The organism is Desulfocicer niacini (assembly GCF_054657595.1).
Window position 1 is genome coordinate 1 of the sequence record NZ_BAAHYK010000042.1, and the last position, 19,409, is coordinate 19,409.

Annotated in this window: 12 protein-coding genes and 1 pseudogene; 5 read left to right on the forward strand and 8 right to left on the reverse strand. The window is 47.5% G+C overall.

What is annotated here, in order from left to right:
• The coding region (locus tag ACYQ2M_RS19240) for a hypothetical protein (RefSeq protein ID WP_459918006.1) at positions 1–191 on the forward strand (191 nt) is incomplete at its 5' end.
• 258 nt (positions 192–449) lie between these two features.
• A pseudogene (locus ACYQ2M_RS19245) lies at positions 450–563 on the forward strand (HD domain-containing phosphohydrolase); the annotation flags it as partial.
• A 292-nt stretch (positions 564–855) separates the two neighbouring features.
• Here the strand turns inward: ACYQ2M_RS19245 and ACYQ2M_RS19250 are convergent.
• Positions 856–1,206 carry a zinc ribbon domain-containing protein YjdM gene (locus ACYQ2M_RS19250; protein WP_459918007.1) on the reverse strand — a complete coding sequence of 117 codons (351 nt, stop codon included), beginning with the start codon at positions 1,204–1,206 and terminating at the stop codon, positions 856–858.
• 487 nt (positions 1,207–1,693) lie between these two features.
• On the opposite strand from ACYQ2M_RS19250, the gene ACYQ2M_RS19255 reads away from it, so the two are divergent.
• Both ACYQ2M_RS19255 and ACYQ2M_RS19260 read left to right on the forward strand, forming a co-directional pair.
• A complete protein-coding gene (locus ACYQ2M_RS19255; RefSeq protein WP_459918008.1) occupies positions 1,694–3,946 on the forward strand; it encodes an ATP-binding protein in 2,253 nt (750 codons plus the stop codon).
• 197 nt (positions 3,947–4,143) lie between these two features.
• Positions 4,144–6,243: an oxidoreductase gene (locus ACYQ2M_RS19260; RefSeq protein ID WP_459918009.1), complete on the forward strand. Its 2,100-nt coding sequence runs from the start codon at positions 4,144–4,146 to the stop codon at positions 6,241–6,243.
• A gap of 57 nt (positions 6,244–6,300) precedes the next feature.
• Here the strand turns inward: ACYQ2M_RS19260 and ACYQ2M_RS19265 are convergent, their stop codons facing one another.
• From ACYQ2M_RS19265 to ACYQ2M_RS19275, 3 genes are read right to left on the reverse strand one after another with little or no spacing between them, the layout of a single operon-like run.
• Complete coding sequence (locus ACYQ2M_RS19265) at positions 6,301–8,484, reverse strand: NAD(P)/FAD-dependent oxidoreductase (RefSeq protein WP_459918010.1); 2,184 nt, start codon at positions 8,482–8,484, stop codon at positions 6,301–6,303.
• A 38-nt stretch (positions 8,485–8,522) separates the two neighbouring features.
• On the reverse strand, positions 8,523–9,314 hold the full coding sequence (locus ACYQ2M_RS19270) for an NRDE family protein (RefSeq protein ID WP_459918011.1): 792 nt from the start codon (positions 9,312–9,314) through the stop codon (positions 8,523–8,525).
• A gap of 39 nt (positions 9,315–9,353) precedes the next feature.
• Complete coding sequence (locus ACYQ2M_RS19275) at positions 9,354–10,268, reverse strand: B12-binding domain-containing radical SAM protein (protein WP_459918012.1); 915 nt, start codon at positions 10,266–10,268, stop codon at positions 9,354–9,356.
• A 450-nt stretch (positions 10,269–10,718) separates the two neighbouring features.
• Between ACYQ2M_RS19275 and ACYQ2M_RS19280 the strand changes: the two genes are divergently transcribed.
• Positions 10,719–13,301 (forward strand): helix-turn-helix domain-containing protein, encoded by a 2,583-nt coding sequence (locus tag ACYQ2M_RS19280; RefSeq protein WP_459918013.1) that lies wholly within the window; start codon positions 10,719–10,721, stop codon positions 13,299–13,301.
• On the opposite strand, the gene ACYQ2M_RS19285 is transcribed toward ACYQ2M_RS19280, so the two are convergent.
• Genes ACYQ2M_RS19285 through ACYQ2M_RS19300 form a run of 4 tightly spaced genes read right to left on the reverse strand, consistent with a single transcriptional unit; the run spans position 13,283 to position 19,409 of the window.
• Entirely contained in the window at positions 13,283–13,597 is a 315-nt protein-coding gene (locus ACYQ2M_RS19285) for a hypothetical protein (protein ID WP_459918014.1), read from the reverse strand. The two genes, ACYQ2M_RS19280 and ACYQ2M_RS19285, sit on opposite strands and share 19 nt — an antisense overlap.
• Positions 13,598–13,645: 48 nt before the next feature.
• Positions 13,646–14,947 carry a TolC family protein gene (locus tag ACYQ2M_RS19290; RefSeq protein WP_459918015.1) on the reverse strand — a complete coding sequence of 434 codons (1,302 nt, stop codon included), beginning with the start codon at positions 14,945–14,947 and terminating at the stop codon, positions 13,646–13,648.
• A gap of 47 nt (positions 14,948–14,994) precedes the next feature.
• Positions 14,995–18,240 carry an efflux RND transporter permease subunit gene (locus ACYQ2M_RS19295; RefSeq protein ID WP_459918016.1) on the reverse strand — a complete coding sequence of 1,082 codons (3,246 nt, stop codon included), beginning with the start codon at positions 18,238–18,240 and terminating at the stop codon, positions 14,995–14,997.
• Positions 18,237–19,409: an efflux RND transporter periplasmic adaptor subunit gene (locus tag ACYQ2M_RS19300; RefSeq protein ID WP_459918017.1), complete on the reverse strand. Its 1,173-nt coding sequence runs from the start codon at positions 19,407–19,409 to the stop codon at positions 18,237–18,239. The genes ACYQ2M_RS19295 and ACYQ2M_RS19300 overlap by 4 nt, the downstream gene beginning before the upstream one ends.

A 19,409-nucleotide genomic window follows, 5' to 3' on the forward strand; every position in this document is an offset into this window, starting at 1 on the left:
ATTGTACGGTTCGGCTCAGCTTTACCATAGCCACAGAAGGCGAACTCCCTGCTGTTCTGGAGACACGAACTTGGAATCAGCCGATAGGTCTTCATATCACTGCCCTGATCGGACTGGGTATGGCAGTTGCTTTGCCGGTGGAGAGTATCTTTTTCTTAAGAGAAAACGTAAGCCATTCACTGGCCGCCTGACAGAGACAGGAGATTAACAGATGGGAAGTGCGGCGATCCACTTCAAGAAAAGTCATGTCCAACAGGAGCAAAGGGATCTTTTTTGTAACTGGATCTTGACTTATTTTTTGATGAAAAGGTCTAACTCAAATTTTATTCTTCATCCATCTCATCACGGTGAAGATAACACCACTCCGGGTCAGATGGCGGCCCAGGCTGCCAGTGAACTGTGAATGTGTCATTCCCGACAGGTGCAAATTGTCTCCTCGACTGCGGACGGTCAAACTGGGCGAAATAATCGCCCTCACTCACCATGAAAAGTGGGATGGCAGCGGTTATCCCAATGGGCTGTATCGCAACGAAATTCCGCTTTTAGGTCGGATCGTTGCCATAAGGTTAGTCGGGGTAGAGTATCTCTATTGCAATTCATACAAAAAACATGACACGGACTCACTGGGAACGTCTTATCAAAATATGTCCGGTCCTGAAAACGTGATCCTGGCGGTCTCAGGGAGACACGGCGTAAAAAAATCAACAACCACTGCACATGGACAAGCCAGTGAGTTAAAGATTCACGGCGGCGCAGGCTTTGCCATGAATCACGGTGGTGGCTTTGGCTATGCTCCTTGTCATCAAAAAGCATAGTCAAAGAACAAAATATATTTCCGAAGGTTTAAACTGCCCTTTACGCTTTTTTAACAACAGAGCATTTAAGGTACATGGCACCGAATCCTGAAATCTTACAAGAAATATCATGGCCATTTACAGGGTCATCAAGTAGTTTGATGTTTCTGACCCTTGTACCCAATTTCATTGTGTCCTTTCCGGCCTTAAGATCTTTGATGGTGGTGACGGTATCTCCATCCTGCAAAGGATTGCCATTGACATCAAGGAATCGTGGCGCATCTTCCAAGGGGGTATCAGACGTCTGGTCAGGTACCCACTCGTGGGCACATTCAGGGCATATCCACAGGGGGCCATCAGGATAGGTGTAGGGCGAATTACATTTGGGACACATCTTTTCTTCAACTGACATAGCAAAATTCCTGGTTGATTGTGTAAACTGGTTTAAAATATTTTTTTAATGCAGGGAAACTCTTATCATAGTGAAAGACAAATGAAAACTTTATAAGAAGAAGATAGATTTATTTTTGAAATTTCCCAATAAATATGAAAAAGGGGATACTCATACCGTGTCGTTTAGTGAAATACTTTGGAAAAACCATTCAACATGGTGGATCTTGAGATGATGGCAATGGTGTATGCCTTGCTCGCCCATGATAAATAAATCATTTTGTCACCAAACCGGAAAAATGGTAATGCGTCCGATTTGTTTCCTCTTAAAAGCTGACGCCTAACTCTTTTTTTAAGGGGCTTTTTTTAAAACAAAAAATCAGGTATAATTGGATCAATTCTTGACTTTAAATCCGAACCTTTGATGATTTTCAGGGCTTTAGCCCAATTGAAATTATAGCCTCTTCTAAATTCCTTATAATCAGAATTTATCTGGGAAAATGTTTGCCATGAATGAAATAGAAATAATACGATTGCATGTTGATACTTCAGTTTCTTCATTGAAGTCTAATATTCTCAGGTATTATGATGTCTTATATGAACTAAGGCGAATGTCCACCTTTCTATTTAACGAGACAACCTGCAGCCAAGCAGATATTGATAAATGGTTTAAATCTGAAAACTTTGGGATTTGTGAAGATGGGTTTTGGCAAAGTATATCTGCATTAGAGAAACACAGACAAGGGAAATTATCTAAAGATGCAATAAGTTATTCATGCCATCCAGATTTGCGTCATGATAAAAATGCGTGTTTTCGTATGTATTTACATAGAAATATTGGACGGTATTTAGCAAATATCAAATCAAGACTGCCTGGTTCGGCATGGATATATTACCAGGACTCACACAATATAGCTCTTCAGTACCCTTTTATAGATCAATCGTCTGCGATAACCCCGGATTTTGATTGGTCAACCTATCATACATGGATTTCGGTGGTTTTGGAAAATAACCCAGATCGTGAAATTAAATGGACAGATCCTTCCATCGACTATGCAGGTGAGGGGTTGATTATTTCAGTATCTATACCAGTATATTGGGGAGATGCTTTTGCAGGACTCTGGAGTATTGATCTGCCAATGAAAACGCTTTATCAGGCTGCAGATGAACAGCAAATTCCAGAGCAGCAAGACTTTATCTCGGATTATCACGGTAATATAATCACTCATCCCTATATAGAAGTGAAGATAGATAAAGAAAAAGGCAGTATTTTTCAGGAAAATATAAGTTCAATTGGAGGAGAATTTAAAACAATAGATAGGGAAAAATTGATTTCCAGCAAATCAGGTCAAATGGAGCTTTCCATTGAGGATGGAAGAAAATATGATGTTATTTATAAAATAATACCTGAAATTCAGTGGATATTTTATTCAATTTATCCCAAAGACAAACTCCTTGAAGTAGTTAACAATAAGGTGAAATCAGCACTCGATAAAGTGAGGTCTGGAGATTATTCCTATCGTCTAAACCATATGCAAGATGATTTCAACGAAAATATACTTGTAACAAGCTATAATGAGATGGCAGAAGCACTGGAAGTACAACATCTACAGATTCAAGACTCTCAAAAGCGAATCATTCAGGCAGAAAAAAATAGTGCAATAGGTACTTTGGCAGGCGGGATAGCCCATGATTTTAACAATATTCTTTCAGCCATAATTGGATTTACAGAAATTGCATTGGAAGATGCACTTAAAGGTTCATCTCAAGAACAAAGCTTGAAAGAGGTCTATATTGCAGGCATGAGGGCAAAAGAACTCGTTCAGCAAATTCTTGCATTTGCTCGCCAGTCCAGTGGAGAGGTAAAACCTGTCAGGTTGAGCGAAATTATCGCTGAAACGCTCAAATTACTTCGCCCCTTAACACCATCCACCATTGACATTGTCTTTAATATCAAAAGCACTTTACCAGTTAATGGTAATGTCTCTCAATTACACCAAATCATCTTGAATCTGTGTACCAATGCAGTCTATTCATTGCAGGAATTAGGAGGGGTCATAAAAATAGAATTAAAAAATAGATTCCTCGAAAACTATATTGATAGAGAACATTCAATGTTGCCTGGAGGGGAGTATGTCGAACTCACCATTACCGATAACGGTCCTGGAATTGATCCGGCTATTATTGATTGTATTTTTGAGCCGTATTTCACGACAAAAGGAGTTGGCGAAGGGACAGGCATAGGTCTGGCGATGGTAAAGGGTATTATTAAGAGCTATAAAGGTGATATCCAGGTGAGAAGCGAACCTGGAAATACCACATTCATAGTAATATTACCAGTTGCGGCAGTTAGAAGTGTGGATGTGGTGGAGCAGGACGATATAATACTGCAGGGGACTGGGCATATTTTATTTGTTGATGATGAGCCCCCAATAGCCAGAATGGGTTGCCGCATGCTTGAGGGGCTTGGGTACAAAGTGACTATAAGAACCAGTAGTTTTGAAGCTCTTGAGTTATTTAAGACAAAACCAGATGTATTTGACTTGGTAATAACTGATATGACAATGCCTTCAATGACAGGGGATGTTCTTTCGATAGAAATTCGAAAGATACGGTCGGACATCCCGATTATACTCTGCACTGGATACAGCCGAAAGATGAGCGAAGCGCTTGCCAAGCATATTGGTATTAACGCATTCGTATATAAACCATTCACCAAATCAGATTTTGCCAAGACTGTAAGAGCCGTATTGGAGTCGTAAAAATTATTTTCGGCTTTGTGGTCAGGATGCTTGGGTTGTCAGGGATCCTCCTGTTTTGATCAACTGACCGGGCAGACATCTCTTGGGCAGATATTGATAAAAAAATAGTTAAGCTTCAGTGAAAGCATGCCCAGGTGATCAGGCGAAATTTCTACTGCTTTAAAAGAAACGTAAAGAAAGCTGGTGAAGATTCACGCATGACACAAAATAAAAAAACAGAAAAAAAAACTTATCCCTCTCTCTTTAGCCCGGTGAAAGTGGGATCATATCACATGGCGAATCGGCTGGTGGCCTTGCCAGTGCATACGGGTTTTGCCCATACCAACGGTGGTGTCAGTCCATGGATGGAATCGCTGTATTCCAGATTGGCCGATTCGGGGGTGGGTATGGTGATTGTTGCCAATGCAGCGGTGTCCTTCGATGGTGCAGTCTCCAGTTTTAACTTGAGGGTGGACCAGAATGCGTTGATTCCAGGGTTAAGCAGGCTGGCCATGCGCATCAAACAAAAGGGAGTCATTGCCTGCCTTCAGCTGAACCATGCCGGAAGGTTTGCCAAAACAGACCGCCCCATGCTGCCTTCACCCATCATCAGCGAACACCTTGCTTTCAACATGGAGTCCCTGAAGGATTTCATGCACTTCTTCCCCTTTGAAAAACGCTTTGGCCTGACAAGAACCTTCCTGCGCCAGGCAGCAAACTGGAGAGATGCCATGACCGCCGAAGACAGGGACAGAGTCATGGAGGCTTTTGCCAACGCCGCTTGCAGAGCCTATCTAGCCGGGTTCGACATGGTGGAACTCCACGGGGCAAACGGCTATCTTCTATGCCAGTATCTTTCTGCATTTACCAATAAACTGCCACCTGGGTCCGGATTTGGAGGGGACTTTCAGGGTCGCAAGACATTTCCCCTGGAAGTAATCAGAAGAGTGAAAGAAAAACTTCCCAAAGATTTCCCCGTGGGTTTTCGGATGATTCTAAGGGAATGGGTCCCGGACGGTATTGATCTTCCCGAAGCACTGTCTTTTGCTAAACTTCTGGAAAATGAGGGCATTGACTATCTTTCCGCTTCTGTGGGTACCTATAACTCCATACTATCGCAAGAGATCTTAAAAAAAATGGACAGTACGGCATACCTCGAATCCGATATGGCCAAACTGACCGCCAGGGTCGGTATTCCAACCATCATATCTGGAAGGATTACCAGCCCATCCCTTGCCGACAAACTGGTTCGTGAAGGCACCGCAGACCTAATCGGTTTGGGTCGTCCCCTGCGCACAGACCCGAAATGGGTGAAAAAGGCGAAACACCCCGGCAAAAAAATAATTAAATGCATCAATTGTAATTGGTGTTTAAAGAGGGTTGTCCTGGAAAAGGGGTTTAACTGTCGCCTCTGGCCCCAACTATATCAGGAAAGAACAACCCTGGATCATAAGATTCTCACCCGGAACAACAGAACCTTATGGATCATCTCCAGTATAGATGAGATGCAATTGTTCAAGATGGCCCAGCCACTTGTGCCCCAGATGAAAAAAGAAATGTCCTTTTTAACGATTCTGTTTCTCTTGAGAAGTGCTGACAATGAGAGAAATAAAGGAAAAAACAGCTCAGAATTTGATTCTGCCCGACTGAATTTTATACAATTTATCCGGCAGATTTTTAATAATAAGCCCAACAGATTGAATCCTTCCAGAGATCGCGTAGAAATTCCATTCAATTACAATATCATTGAATCAGATCAGGAGTGGGAAAAAACAGCTATTGATGAAATTCGCCGTGGTAATCATGGCAGAATCGCCCTTTGCTCAAATCCTCGGGAGTTCTGGCGGGAACGCCTGCTTTACAGGGAGCGTGGCAAAGTAATGATGCTCCTTGGCGCGGATTATCACAGCCAAAAGCCCCCATATCAGCATGAATTTGATAAAAACAAGGTGATAATACCCGTGGACCTTTCCGATGTCTCCCTGTTGATGCTTCGCTTTTTGCAACAAAATTATATGGGGAAAAAAGCATGGCAATTCGATTTTGTCCATGTGGCAGCAAAATATTCCACCCACCTGCAGCAACGCTGGTCAGAGTTAAAGCGCATTGCCGATCTTCATATTCAAATTCCCCTGGAGATCATCATATCCCAGGGCGACGTGGTTTCCATCTTGACTGAACGCATTCACAGCAGAGAGTATAAAACGGTTATCATGGGAAAACGCGGCCTGTCGGGAATGAAGCGATGGCTTTTGGGAAGTGTTTCCGCAGGTGTGCTGAGGCAGTTGAACGGGCAATCCCTTATTTTAATTGATTAATGCGTTTCATGTTAGTAAATATTCGGTAAGCCCCCATCTTCATCTGTTTGGGCATGCTCACCCCGCATTCCCTTCCGCCGCCCCTTTTATGGTGCAGATGGCATGATTCCACACCACATCATGGGCATAATCCGGGAACAGATGTTTGAACACTGTCCAAAAGATCCTGCCAAAAAAAGTTTTGCCCTTTTGAAAATCAAAGGCCGTATAGATTATCAGTCGATGGTTTCCATCCCTTGTGGGGGCGATATCAAAAAGCAACTTTCCCCGCTTTGTAAAAAGCTCTGTCGGTTCATACAGCAGGGCTTTTCCAGGAATGACTTTAACAAGGCGGATGTCCATGGAGATGGGCACCCCCTTTAAACGATAACGAACAACAGCGCCTTGGCGAAGGGACTTGCCGGTCAGGTTTGTGACCGCCACAAATCTAAGTTTGAGAAACTTTCCCTCTGGATGTCCGAATTTGCTCAGCTCCTGAAAAATCCTGCTGGCACTGGCCCTTATTTTAATGGCATACATCCGCTCCATATCTGGAGATGCATCCAGTTCTATTCCCAGGGGCTCTGCTATGGATTTCTTAAAATAATTACGTTTCTCCTTTATTATAACCGTTGGATAACGACCCCGATCGCCCCAGTTCAGGCCGAAAAAAATTTCCGTAAGAATATTTCTGATTGTTTTATATATGCCCGTCAGTATTGAAAAGAAAACGGCTGGGGAAAAGATATCCCTGCAGATATCCCTGTAATCGGCCTCCCCGCTGCCCACCTTCCAGAGTACGGATCCCAAGGCCCATTTATCCTTCTCCTTAAACTTCATCTCCGTTGCAAAGGCCTGATATAAAATTCGACTCAAAAGGGTAGATTTCAAGATCGCCTGTGTCGTGCCCATCACCAGACGGCCATGGAAATTGTCTTTTTCAAGCCACTTTAACACCCATCCATATTCCTGAGAAAGAGTTTTTTTGTCTATCCCTTTATGAATCACCGTCTCTGCAAGTGCACGGGCACTGATAAAGGCAGAGAAGAGGCCGTCTCTGTAAAGTCGTGATCCCAGGGAATCCCCGGCCATGGCGATCCTGTCTGAAAAGGGTTCTTTTGCCGGTGTAACAGCCATGCGGGGATTGCATATGCAGGCCACAGGAATGGTGATGATGGTAGCAGAAGAAAGAAAGGCTTCTGAGGTGCCAGGGATTTTGTTTTCATGTTTTTCAGGGTTTTGGCCGGTAGGGTAGGTTACTTTGATACTGATATGGGGCAAAATAGTTTGAATATGGGGCAAAGAAAAAAAACTTTGGATAATTTGATCCGTTTCTCCGGGAGATAGGGATTTATCAACGCTTTTTCCGGCAAGGGCCACAGTGAGATATTCCCCCTTGGGTATCAAAGCGATGTGGTCAAGCTGTAGAGATCCGGCACCAGATATGATGAGATAGAGTTCCCTGTCCATATGTTTTTTTAGATAGTCTCTGCCCGGTTTTAATTCAAAAATAAGTGCAGAGCTTGTCACAGGAGGTGTGAACAGGGGATTTATTTGCCGGTATGATTTCCAAAATGGAATTTCTTTGTTTTTTTTCCGGTTGTGATTAACGCCTGTGCAAATACAGACAAACTCAGATTCAATGGATAAAAAATTACCCAAAGAAGTTTTGATGGTCAGGCAGGGTTTGTTTATCCCCAGCCCGCCCATATTATTTTTTATGCCCAGATGTTTCTTATCTTGAAGGGGAGGAGAAGAATTATGAATCTCCAGCACTTCTCCACTTATAACTTTTGCACCCTCCCCAACGGCCCCTCGTAAAATGAATTCGTCAAATCCCCGGGATAAACCCTGGGGCAGTTCTTCACGACCAGGGGGCAGACTCCCCCTGAATACCGAAAAAAGCCTTTGTCCCACCGGTACCCTCAAGGGAAAATTTTTCCAGAATCCGTGTATCCATACATGGGAAAAAGATTCGGCCACCACTTCCTGGGGCAGTACGATGTTGCATTCTGCCAAGGCTTCCTGCAATCGGGGAGAAATAACGCCTGCGCAGAAATTACACCCTTTGAACGCCTGGATACTCCCATCCAGCTCAAGTATCACCCTTTCATCAATAATAGTAACGGTGATATCTAAATCTGCCTTTCTGGCATCCCGGAGCAGATGAATGGCAAAAAAAGCACCGGCAGGACCACCCCCCAGAATCACAATTCTGGCTCCATTTTCTAATCTCAATGGGTTCCAATTCTGTTTTCCCAAAATAGTCCATCCTTAGTCGGCCATCATTATCAGGGATATTAATGCCCACCTGATTCCAGCCGCACCGGGAAATGCTTTAATGATAATTTATGACATTTTTTTTCGTCTTCATGATTTTTAAAGCTCAGCTCACTGAAATGGATTATGCCTTCCCTTTCCATGCGGATTACCGAAGACGAGCGAGTGCCGTAAGTATCACCACAAATAAACAAAGGGGAAAGGATTCGCTCCCATTCCATGCCAACCCCGGTGCTGGGAAGCTGGTCATCCGGCGGTTGATCGCGGTTCTCCAGGAGTTTGAAAATACTTTCATCATCCACCGTTCCCTGCTGGATTAATTTTTTCAAGTGGGCTTTTCCTGTTTCCACCTTGGGCCAGGGAGAATCAATAAAGCGGTTGCTCAGGCCATATATCCCGGGGGTAAGCCGGTGAATTTTATTTTGATAATTGGAATAATAAAAAAGTTCGGTGCCATCACCCAGTATAAGATTAAATCCATTATACTTTCCGGATGAGGGATGAATTTTTTCAAGATAGTTCAGGGGCGGTTCATCCCCACAGAGAAAATCACTCACCAGGGCACCCCGGGACGGGGCATTTTTTTTCAAGCCAGCCGGATCTCGAAAATTGGTTATCCCGGCAAACTTTCCGGTTCTGGTTATCCCCATCCAGGTGCCACCGCCCCTTAAATCCCTTCCGGCCAGAACACTTGGATAATCCTTCCACCAGTCAAGGGGTGCTGTGGGGCGTTCATAGAATTCATCCCGGTTCGCCCCAAGAATCAGATGATAATTATCATGCATCTCGTATGCAAATAAAATCAAACACATAAACTTCCTTCAACCATGAACGGCGTGTTCGCTTGATGTTTACAATCCACGCATATATTCAGGACGTCTCACTGCCGGATTTTTAATACCCGCTTCAACCCTGTGTAAGAAGTCTTTCTTATCTTTTCCCAGTTCCCCTTTTAAGCTTAGATAATTGGAGGCATGGTTGGTGTTGAAAATACAGCCTTTGAGGTCATCGTCTGTATGTTCTATTAGCGTATACAATTCCTCTAAGATCTGGGTTGAGGTACAGGGGTGAAATTTTTCTTTCAAATTTTGCGCCATTATCTCTGAGCCCGGGGTCATCTCCAGTGTGAGAGGGGAAATATACCATTTTTTTGGCATGGGGGGGGCCATGCGGTTTATCAATTTTGCTGAGTCAATAGCGTGGCTGCGGCTTTTTGCAGGATCGTTTCCAGCAAGACCCAGCAGGAAAATTCCGGACCATTCAATTCCTGCCCGGTGACATTTCTGGGCAGCCAGTGCATAATCATCCTGGGTTGCCCCTTTGTTGCAGTCTTTGAGCACTTGGTCGTTCCCGCTTTCAATGCCAACGTAAACCATTGTAAAACCGGCGTCGGCAAGCCGCTTTAATTCATCATCAGATTTTTTGAGGATATCCTGGACATGGGCATAGGAGCTGACCTTTCTTAAATTCGGGTGCTGCTGATAACAATATCTGGTCAATTCAATGAGAACTTCCGATTTTACGACAAATGCATTGCCGTCTTCAAAGAAGATTTTTTCCGCCCGGCTTCCGAACAGCTCTCTGGCCTTGCGAATATCCTTCTTGATCTCTTCAATATCCTTGCGCATTGAGAATTTTTTGGTCAGGTACATGGAACAAAAAGTACATCTGTGGGTGCATCCGTTTGTAACGCTGATTAATAACGCATCCCATTCTGAAGGAGGCCTGAATACAGGTGGTTCTAAATTGCCAACATCTAAATTCATAATTTTAACTGCCCTTTTGACGTCTTACAGGCTGAATTCACCTTATAAAAACGAGTTCATGTGACTTTTCCATATGAAACTTTGTCCAGACGACTGGAATTATAAGCGTTTCAATCATTGTTGTGGCTAGTGGTTATTGCCATGCATGTTATAAAGCCACAACACCATGAGGGTGTCAATATGATTTTGGGTATTGCTCATAACCTAGCCCACTTTGGGAATAAGCGCCCTTCTTTGATTTTCAGGGTTTGCTCATAACATGGGCCACTTTAGGGTGAGGCCAGGCTTGGGCTTGCATTATTGTTTTGCTTTAACTATAGGATCTTGTGCAATAACAGAAGCCTGGCCCCATTGGCCCGTCAATTCGGACGGTGGTCCATGTTGTGACCAAACCCAACTTACTTTCACAATTTTCTTGATTTTTTGCGGGTTTTTAAAGATATTCAGATCATGAATGAAACAACGCAAAGGGGTGAATCGTCCCTGAAAAATCCAGAACTGGAGCTGGCCCGGGAGTTTGTTCTGCACACAGGGTGCAATCTGTTTTTAACGGGCAAGGCAGGCACCGGGAAAACCACTTTTTTACAAACCCTGGAAAAAGCTACAGCCAAGCAGATGATCATCACCGCCCCCACCGGCGTGGCGGCCATCAATGCGGGTGGGGTAACCTTGCATTCGTTTTTTCAACTGCCCTTTGGCCCCTTTGTGCCGGGAAGTGAAACCCAGGAACACAACCGCCAGCGCCTGTTTCGGTTCAGCCGGGAAAAACTAAAAATTATCCGATCCCTGGATTTGCTGGTGATTGATGAGATCAGCATGGTGCGCTCGGATCTTCTGGATGCAGTGGACGCCCTGCTGCGCCGCCTCCGGCGTAATGAACGGCCCTTTGGTGGGGTGCAATTGCTCATGATCGGGGATCTGCACCAGCTGCCGCCGGTGGTCAAGCAGGAGGAGTGGGGCCTTTTGCAGCAATATTATGCATCTCCCTATTTTTTCAGCAGCCAGGCTTTGCTCCAGACGGAATTGATCTCCATTGAGTTGCAGCATATTTACCGACAGACCGATGCACGCTTCATCCGGCTGCTCAATCAAGTCCGGGACAACTGCCTGGACAGCCAGGGCATGGAAGCCTTGAACCAACGTCATGTGCAAGGATTCATCCCGGACCCGGATCAGGGATATATTACCCTTACCACCCATAACCTCACCGCAGAATCCATCAATAACAATCGTTTGAACGATCTTAATGGAAAATTTTCCGGTTTTGAAGCCGAGGTATCCGGAGAGTTTCCCGGCCACAGTTTTCCCACCCCCGCCAATCTGATCCTTAAAAAAGGTGCCCAGGTGATGTTCCTGCGCAATGACACATCGGCGGATAAACGATATTTTAATGGTAAGATTGGTAAAATTATTTCCATGTCCCCGGAGGAAATCTGGATATCCTGTCCCGGGGAAAGCGATGCCATCAAGGTGGAACCTGTGGAGTGGGAAAATATCAAATACACCGTTGATGATGAGACCAAGGAGATCCAGACCGAAGTTATTGGTAAATTCAAGCAGTTTCCATTAAAGCTTGCCTGGGCCATCACCATACACAAAAGCCAGGGACTCACCTTTGATAAAGCCGTTATTGAGGCCGGGGCCGCCTTTGCCCATGGTCAGGTGTATGTGGCCTTAAGCCGGTGTAGAACCCTTGAAGGCATGGTGCTCAACTCCCCCATCCCGGCCCGGGGGATTGATGCCGATGCCACCATCCTTTCGTTTCTGGCCATGGCCCGGGAAAATCATCCCTCATTGGAAAAACTGGAAGCTGCCCGGGTTACCTTTCAGCAAAATCTGCTGCTGGAGTGTTTTGATTTTAAACGTTTGCAGAGTCGTTTTAACTATCTCACCGGGCTCTTAACCGGCAATGCCAGGGTGGTGCAGATTTCCGGGATCAGTGATGTTGCCGGATTGCGGCACATGGCCTGGCAGGATGTGTTTGCTGTCAGTGAAAAATTTAAGCATCAGTTGATGGGTATTTTTGCCCAAGGCCATCTGCCCGAATCCCATGATCATACATTGGAACGTATTGCCAAGGCATCGGGCTGGTTCCAGGATAAGTTTTCCCAGTGCTTTGATGATATTTTAGAAAAATTGCATGTGCAGACGGACAATAAAGAACTCAGGAAAAAGATCGGTAATGCCCTGAACAATCTCAAACAAGAGATCATTGTCAAACGGGCCGGAATTCAATGCTGTGAAAATGGCTTTTCCCCTGCTCAATACCAGCGGGCCGTGGCTGTGGCGGAGCTTGATTTTGTGCCGGAAAAAGTTAAGACCCAGGCCGCTCCAAGCTATGGTGAGTCGGACATTGAACACCCTGAGTTGTTTCGGTCCATGATGGCATGGCGCAACCAAAAGGCCCAGGAGCTGGGCGTTGCCCATTTCCAAATTTTACACCAGCGGGTCTTGATTCAGATTGTGGTGCATCTGCCCGATAACAATACAGACCTTAAAAAGATCAGTGGGGTGGGGCCTAAAACCATTGAAAACTATGGCGATGAGATCACAGCCATGGTAAAGGCCTACCGCAAGGCCCATAATATTGAAACGGTGATTTTAAATCCCCCCCGGGTGGTGCCGGAAGATGTCGCCGGTGAGAAGGGGGATAAAAAAAGATCAAGGAAAGGAAAATCGGGCGGGTCCGATACCCGCCAGGTCACCCTTGATTTATTCATTACCAAGGGGTTGTCCGTGGCCCGAATTGCCGAAGAAAGGGGGCTTGCGGAAAGCACCGTCCAGGGGCATCTTGCCTTTTTTGTGGAAAGAGGCACGCTTGGCATTGAAAAGGTCATTAGCGCAGAAAAACAAAAAACCATTGAAAAGGCTGTTGCCAAAATCCAGAAACAGGCTAAAGACCCCTCAGAGGTGCACGGCGGGTTTTTGAAATCCGTTAAAGAAAAACTGGGGACTGCCTGTTCCTATGGTGATATCAGAATGGTCCTGGCCCATTTAAAGCATCAGGCCCAAAATCATCCACCGCCGTTATAGGCGTCATTAAGGGTGACAAAGGCCCTTTTATATCCCCACTTGAAGCCTTTAATATAGGCATCGGAAAGGGGCGTTTCAATTTGTTTTAAATGTTTACCGATATTTTCTCTTATAACAGAGACGTTTGAAGCCCGGCCGATGTTGCTCTGGGTGTCGAGAACATCTTGCTTGGCAGCCTCTTCACCGGCAAATCGTCCTGCATGGTAATCGCCGGTGGATGGTGTTCCCACCATGTTCTGGCATGACATGGTCAAAAGAAGCAATGAACAGGCAATAAACAATTTATATGTTTTCATGAATTTCCTCCATTCTCTACGTATCTGAATCAAATAGGGGCAGGCTGCCTATTTGATTTCCAAGATTCCCGCAGCCAACTCAAGACGGGTCATGGCAGCCCGGTAGTCATGGATGGCTTTGAGATGATTTGTCAGGCTCTGTTGCACTATTACTTCAGCATTCAGCAGATCCGTGATGGTGAAAAGACCGCTGTTATACCTGTTTTTTACAATGCGTAAGGATTCTTTGGACTGGCCGATGGCAGCGGTTGCCACCTGGATACGTTCCCAGGCGCTCCGGGCAGTGAAAAAAGCCTGGCGGGTTTCTCCGCAGATGCGCTGTTCCATACCCTGGAGCATGGCGTTGCTCTGTTTCAGGTTAAATTCAGCATCTCGTATGCGTGATGAAATCCGGCCACCGGTGAACAAAGGCAGGGATGCCACGGCCCCAACGGTGTAGTTGGTGCCGCTGTCATTAAAGTCTTCACTGTTGATCTCATAGTTTCCAGAAAGGCTCACCGAGGGAAGACGGCTGGCCCTGGCTTTATCCCTTTCTTTGTCGGCAATTTGTTTTTGAAATTTCAATTGTTTAAAATCCGGTCGATGGGCCAGGGCCTTGGAAATCCATTCATCCAGAGTGCCCGTCATGGCCAGACCTGCTTCCAGAGGTGTGGTCAGGGTATCATCCAGGTTTCCGGCCCCGCCCATGGCGATTTTCAGCATGCACTTGGCAATGTCGGTCTGGCTTTTGCTTTCTGAGAATTGCTGCTCCAGATCGGCTATGTGCACCTGGGCACGGAGCAGATCACTCTTTGCCACAAATCCGCCGTTATACCGGGATTGCACCAGTTTTAAGTGGGTCCGGGCCGTCTCCAGAATTTGCTGGATCACGGCCTGGTTTTCCCGGACCAGCAGTGCCCGGATGTAGGCGGTGACGGTTCCGGCAATGACCTGCTGACGGGTGCGCTCCTGGGACAAGGCTGCAGCCTCCTGGTTAAGGCCTGCCTGCTGTACGCCATACCAGGTCTGACCGCTGTCATACACCGGCCAGTTAACGGCAACCATGGTTGAATAATTGGTGATGGCATTGGGGTCATTGAGGCGATTGGGGTCAAAATCAGCCGCCGCGATGGACTCCTGGTTGAGTTTGGTGCCAAAGGCCCACATGGGATTGGTGGTGCGGTTGACCTGTTCCTGCAGATATACCTGGGGCAGGGCACCGGATCGCGCCTGGATCATTTTTTCCCGGGCTGAAAGGGTCTGGAACTGGGCTGCCTGGAGTCCGGGGTTATGGGCTATGGCTTTGTCCACCGCCTGGGCCAGGGTCAGCTCTGCTGCCTGTCCATGGACGGGAGATATGATTATCGTCATTATCCACATTGCCCAGGATAATTTCATCATATTTTTAATCAACAAACTCATTTTACCTCCTTGGCATTCTGTGTATGGACGTGGGCCGTCTCCCAGCGTTTATCCATGAAATAGAGCACCGGCACCGTCATGCGGGAAAACAGCAAAGAGGCCACTTCCCCTGCCATGAGGGAAATGGCAAGCCCCTGGAAGATGGGATCAAACAAAATCACCGAGGCCCCCACCACGACAGCCGCCGCCGTCAACATCATGGGACGGAACCGCACCGCACCGGCATCAATCACCGCCTGATCCAGGGGCATGCCCTGGGCAATTCTGAGCTCAATGAAATCCACCAGAATAATGGAATTTCTAACCACAATACCCGCCCCGGCAATAAACCCGATCATGGAGGTGGCGGAAAAGAATGCCCCCATGGCCCAGTGGGCCGGCAGAATCCCGATGAGGGAAAAGGGAATGGCCACCATGATCACAAAGGGCGTTGAAAAGGACTGGAACCACCCCACCACCAGCACAAAAATAAGAATCAGAACCACGCCAAAGGCAAAACCAAGATCCCGGAACACCTCATAGGTGATGTGCCATTCCCCATCCCATTTCATGGACAGATGGTGGTCGCTTTCCGGAAGGGCAGCCGTGTGTTGGACAATGCCATATCCTTCTGCCGTGGTGATGGCATCAATTTTTTTCCACATTTCCAGGATGGCATACACCGGGCTTTCCTTGGCCCCAGCCACATCGGCTGTGACATAAACCACGGGCATCAGGTTTTTATGATAAATGCTCCGGTCGGGTTCAGTCTCTTTGATCCGGATCAGGGAGGACAGGGCAACAAGGCTGCCGTCGGCGGCAGGGAGCTTCATCGATCCCAGGCGATCCACCCCAGCCCGGGTGGCAAGGGATGGCTGGAGTACAATGGGCACATCTTCTTTTTCCAGGGGCTGATGGAGAAGACCTGCCTGCTGCCCCTCCAGGACAAGCCTCAATGTTCTTGCGATCCTGCTGACACTGATGCCGTTTATGGCCGCCTTTTCCTGGTCAATGTCCAGCTGGTACCGCACCTGATCCTCTTCCATGTACCAGTCCACATCCACCACCCCTTCGGTGGTCTCAAAAATATGTTTCACCTGAAGAGCCAAGTTCTTTTGCCGGTCATAGTCCGGGCCATATATTTCCGCCACCAGGGTGGATAACACCGGTGGTCCCGGGGGTACCTCTGCAATTTTTACCCGGGCTCCATACCGGTCGGCTATGGCTTTCAGGGCTGGTCTGATCCTTCTGGCAATGGCGTGGCTCTGTTCCTTTCTATGGCCTTTTCCGGCCAGGTTCACCTGGATATCAGCCATGCTTGGCCCTTTCCTCAGGTCGTAATGACGCACCAGGCCGTTGAAATTAAAAGGGCCGGCTGTTCCACTGTATATCTGGTAATCCACCACCTCATTAACGGTTTTGAGATAATCCCCCATTTCCATGGTCGCCGCTGTGGTTTCCTCCAGGGTGGCGGTTTCCGGCATGTCCAGAATTACCTGGAATTCACTTTTGTTATCAAAGGGCAGCATTTTAACCTTTACCAGCCCCACTCCCACCATGGCGCAGGCCAGGATAAGAAGACCTACCACGCTTAAAAGAAATCCCCATTGCCAAACGGGCTTGTGAAGCAGGGGGTCCATAATTTTCCGATAAAGTCTTGTGGACCAGTCGTCACTGTCATGATCGTCATGGCCTTGCCCTGCATTTGCTTTGATTATGCGCACCGAGGCCCAGGGGGTGACAATAAAAGCCACAAGCAGAGAAAAGAACATGGCCGCCGATGCCCCCATGGGGATGGGACGCATGTAGGGCCCCATGAGTCCCCCCACAAAGGCCATGGGCAGAATGGCGGCAATCACGGCAAGTGTGGCAAGGATGGTGGGATTACCCACCTCATCCACGGCTTCAATGGCCACCGTGAACTTTGATCTGCCCTGGTTTTCGGCAAGTCTGTAATGGCGCACCACATTTTCCACCACCACAATGGCATCATCCACCAGGATACCGATGGAAAATATCAGGGCAAACAGGGTGATGCGGTTTAATGTGTAGCCATAAAGATAAAATGTGGTCAACGTCAGGGCCAGAGTGACAGGAATGGCAAAGGCAACCACCCCGGATTCCCGGTGCCCCAGGGTGAACCAGATGAGGATGGTCACGGACACCACAGCAATGAGCATGTGAAATAGGAGTTCATTGGATTTTTCTTCGGCGGTTTCCCCATAATGACGGGTGATGGTCATGTGGACGTTGTCCGGGATGATTATTCCTTTGGCATCATGGACACGTTCCAGAACCCTTTCTGCCACGCTGATGGCATTGGTACCCTTTCTTTTGGCCACGGTGAGGGTAACGGCAGGGAACACCCCCCGGGAGGAATCAACTTTAGGAATCTCTTTTTCACCGGCAGCGGGGCCGGTACCAAAAAAAACATATTGCCCGGGGTCTGAAGGGCCGTCTTCAATCTCAGCCACGTCCCTCAGGTACACGGGATGGCCTTTGGCGACGTTGATCACCACTCGGCCCACCTCTTGAGCATTTTTAAGAAGGCCACCGGTGTGGATGACAACTTGCCCCTGGTGTGACGGAAAACTGCCGGAATCCGATGCCTGATTGGCTGCAGATACCAAGGATGACACCTGTTCCACATCCAGGCCATAGGCAGCAAGACGGATGGGGTCCAGCTTCACACTTACCTGACGTTGCTCTCCTCCGATGATGTTGGTTATGGAGACATTGGGTTCGCGTTTCACCAGATCTTCCACTTCGGCGGTGAGTCGCCTGAGTTGGTAATTATCCACCTCTTCGCTCCAGAAAGTTAAGGCCAGGATGGGGACATCATCAATGTAGCGGGGACGGATGAGTGGAGGACTGACCCCCGTGGGAATTCGATCATAATTGGACATGAGTTTGGATTGAAGTTTTACAATGGAGGCTTCCTCGTCTTGTCCCACCAGGAAGCGTACCACGGCCATGGACATGCCGGGCATGGAGGTGGAGTAGATGTATTCCACCCCGGGGATTTCCCACAATAATTTTTCCATGGGTTTGGTCACCCGTTGTTCCACCTCTTTTACACTGGCTCCGGGCATTTGTACAAACACATCAATCATGGGGACAATGATCTGGGGTTCTTCTTCTCTTGGAAGGGCAATCACCGCTGCAATACCAAGCAGTATGGAGGCAATTATGACCAGCGGGGTGAGTTTGGAATCAATGAAAAATGCGGCGATTTTTCCTGCCGGGCCTTGTTTTATGCTCATGATTCACCCTCCACTTTCATGCCGTCTCTTAATTCCGGCGGAGGAGAGATAACGTACCGGATACCGGGTTTAACCCCGGAGATGATTTCCATTTGATCTTTAAAATGCCTGCCGGTTCTCATGAGGCGGAACCTTGCAATGTTTTTGTCATCCACCATGAAGTATCCGGTGAGCTGTCCCTGGGTTACCTGGGCGGACGCTGGCATCAAAAGCATGCCTCCGCCCCCCACAGGAATGCTCACCCTGCTGAACATGCCGGATCGAAGCATGGTGTTTTCCGGAAGGGTCATCTTTACATTAAAGGATCTGCTTTTTGCATCCGCTGTGGGGGCAATGGTCATGACGGTACCTGTGATGGGGGGAAAATTTGCAAGGGACGGGATGCTGACCTCCATGGTCTGGCCCATCTGGACCGCCTGAATATGATGTTCGGGTACCAGAAATTCCACCTGGAATCCCCCGATTTTTTCCAGGGTCAGAAAGGGACTGCCAGGGGAGGCAAGGTCGCCCACGTTGATCATCTTGGCGGTTACAATGCCGTCATAGGGCGCAAGGATGGTGGCATCTTTCTGTGAAATCCCGGCCCCGGACACCGCAGCCTGGGCCTGTTGAACCTGTGATCGGGCCGCCGAAACCATGGCCTGGGCCTGGGCAAGGGCTGCCTGGGCCTGGAGGTGACGGGCCTGGGCTTCCTCAAATTCCTGGCGGGTGGCAGATTCTTCCTGGAATAATTTTTTGAATCGCTTGTAGGTGGCTCTGGCAAGATCAGCACCCGCTTGGGCAGCGTTCTGGGCTGATATGGCGGCATTTTCAGCCTTTCTGGCCCCAGCAAGCCCGGCTTCACTCTGGCGTAGACCTGCGGCCACCTGTCGTTCATCCAGAATCACCAGGACGTCTCCCTTGTTTACGGCATCGCCTTCCTTGACATTTACCGCTTTGACGGTGCCCATGATTTTACCGGACAGAGTGCTGGAGTTTTGGGGGGTTATGGTGCCAAGAGCCTCGTAAATAAAGGGTTGATTGCTGATGGCTGCCACTGCCACAGGGGTTTTGATGGTTGACGGGGGATCTTGTTCTGTGGTGCCTGGTTCAATTTTATCATTGCAACCCATTAAAAGACAAATGATCCCCAATGAGATACATATCCCTAATAGCGATTTTTTACCCAT

Bases quoted from the DNA above. Each gene is read 5' to 3' on its own strand.
- ACYQ2M_RS19280 (WP_459918013.1), top strand. From the start codon at position 10,719: ATGAATGAAACAACGCAAAGGGGTGAATCGTCCCTGAAAAATCCAGAA.
- ACYQ2M_RS19300 (WP_459918017.1), bottom strand. From the start codon at position 19,409: ATGGGTAAAAAATCGCTATTAGGGATATGTATCTCATTGGGGATCATT.
- ACYQ2M_RS19255 (WP_459918008.1), top strand. From the start codon at position 1,694: ATGAATGAAATAGAAATAATACGATTGCATGTTGATACTTCAGTTTCT.
- ACYQ2M_RS19270 (WP_459918011.1), bottom strand. From the start codon at position 9,314: ATGTGTTTGATTTTATTTGCATACGAGATGCATGATAATTATCATCTG.
- ACYQ2M_RS19285 (WP_459918014.1), bottom strand. From the start codon at position 13,597: ATGAAAACATATAAATTGTTTATTGCCTGTTCATTGCTTCTTTTGACC.
- ACYQ2M_RS19275 (WP_459918012.1), bottom strand. From the start codon at position 10,268: ATGAATTTAGATGTTGGCAATTTAGAACCACCTGTATTCAGGCCTCCT.
- ACYQ2M_RS19290 (WP_459918015.1), bottom strand. From the start codon at position 14,947: ATGACGATAATCATATCTCCCGTCCATGGACAGGCAGCAGAGCTGACC.
- ACYQ2M_RS19250 (WP_459918007.1), bottom strand. From the start codon at position 1,206: ATGTCAGTTGAAGAAAAGATGTGTCCCAAATGTAATTCGCCCTACACC.
- ACYQ2M_RS19260 (WP_459918009.1), top strand. From the start codon at position 4,144: ATGACACAAAATAAAAAAACAGAAAAAAAAACTTATCCCTCTCTCTTT.
- ACYQ2M_RS19295 (WP_459918016.1), bottom strand. From the start codon at position 18,240: ATGAGCATAAAACAAGGCCCGGCAGGAAAAATCGCCGCATTTTTCATT.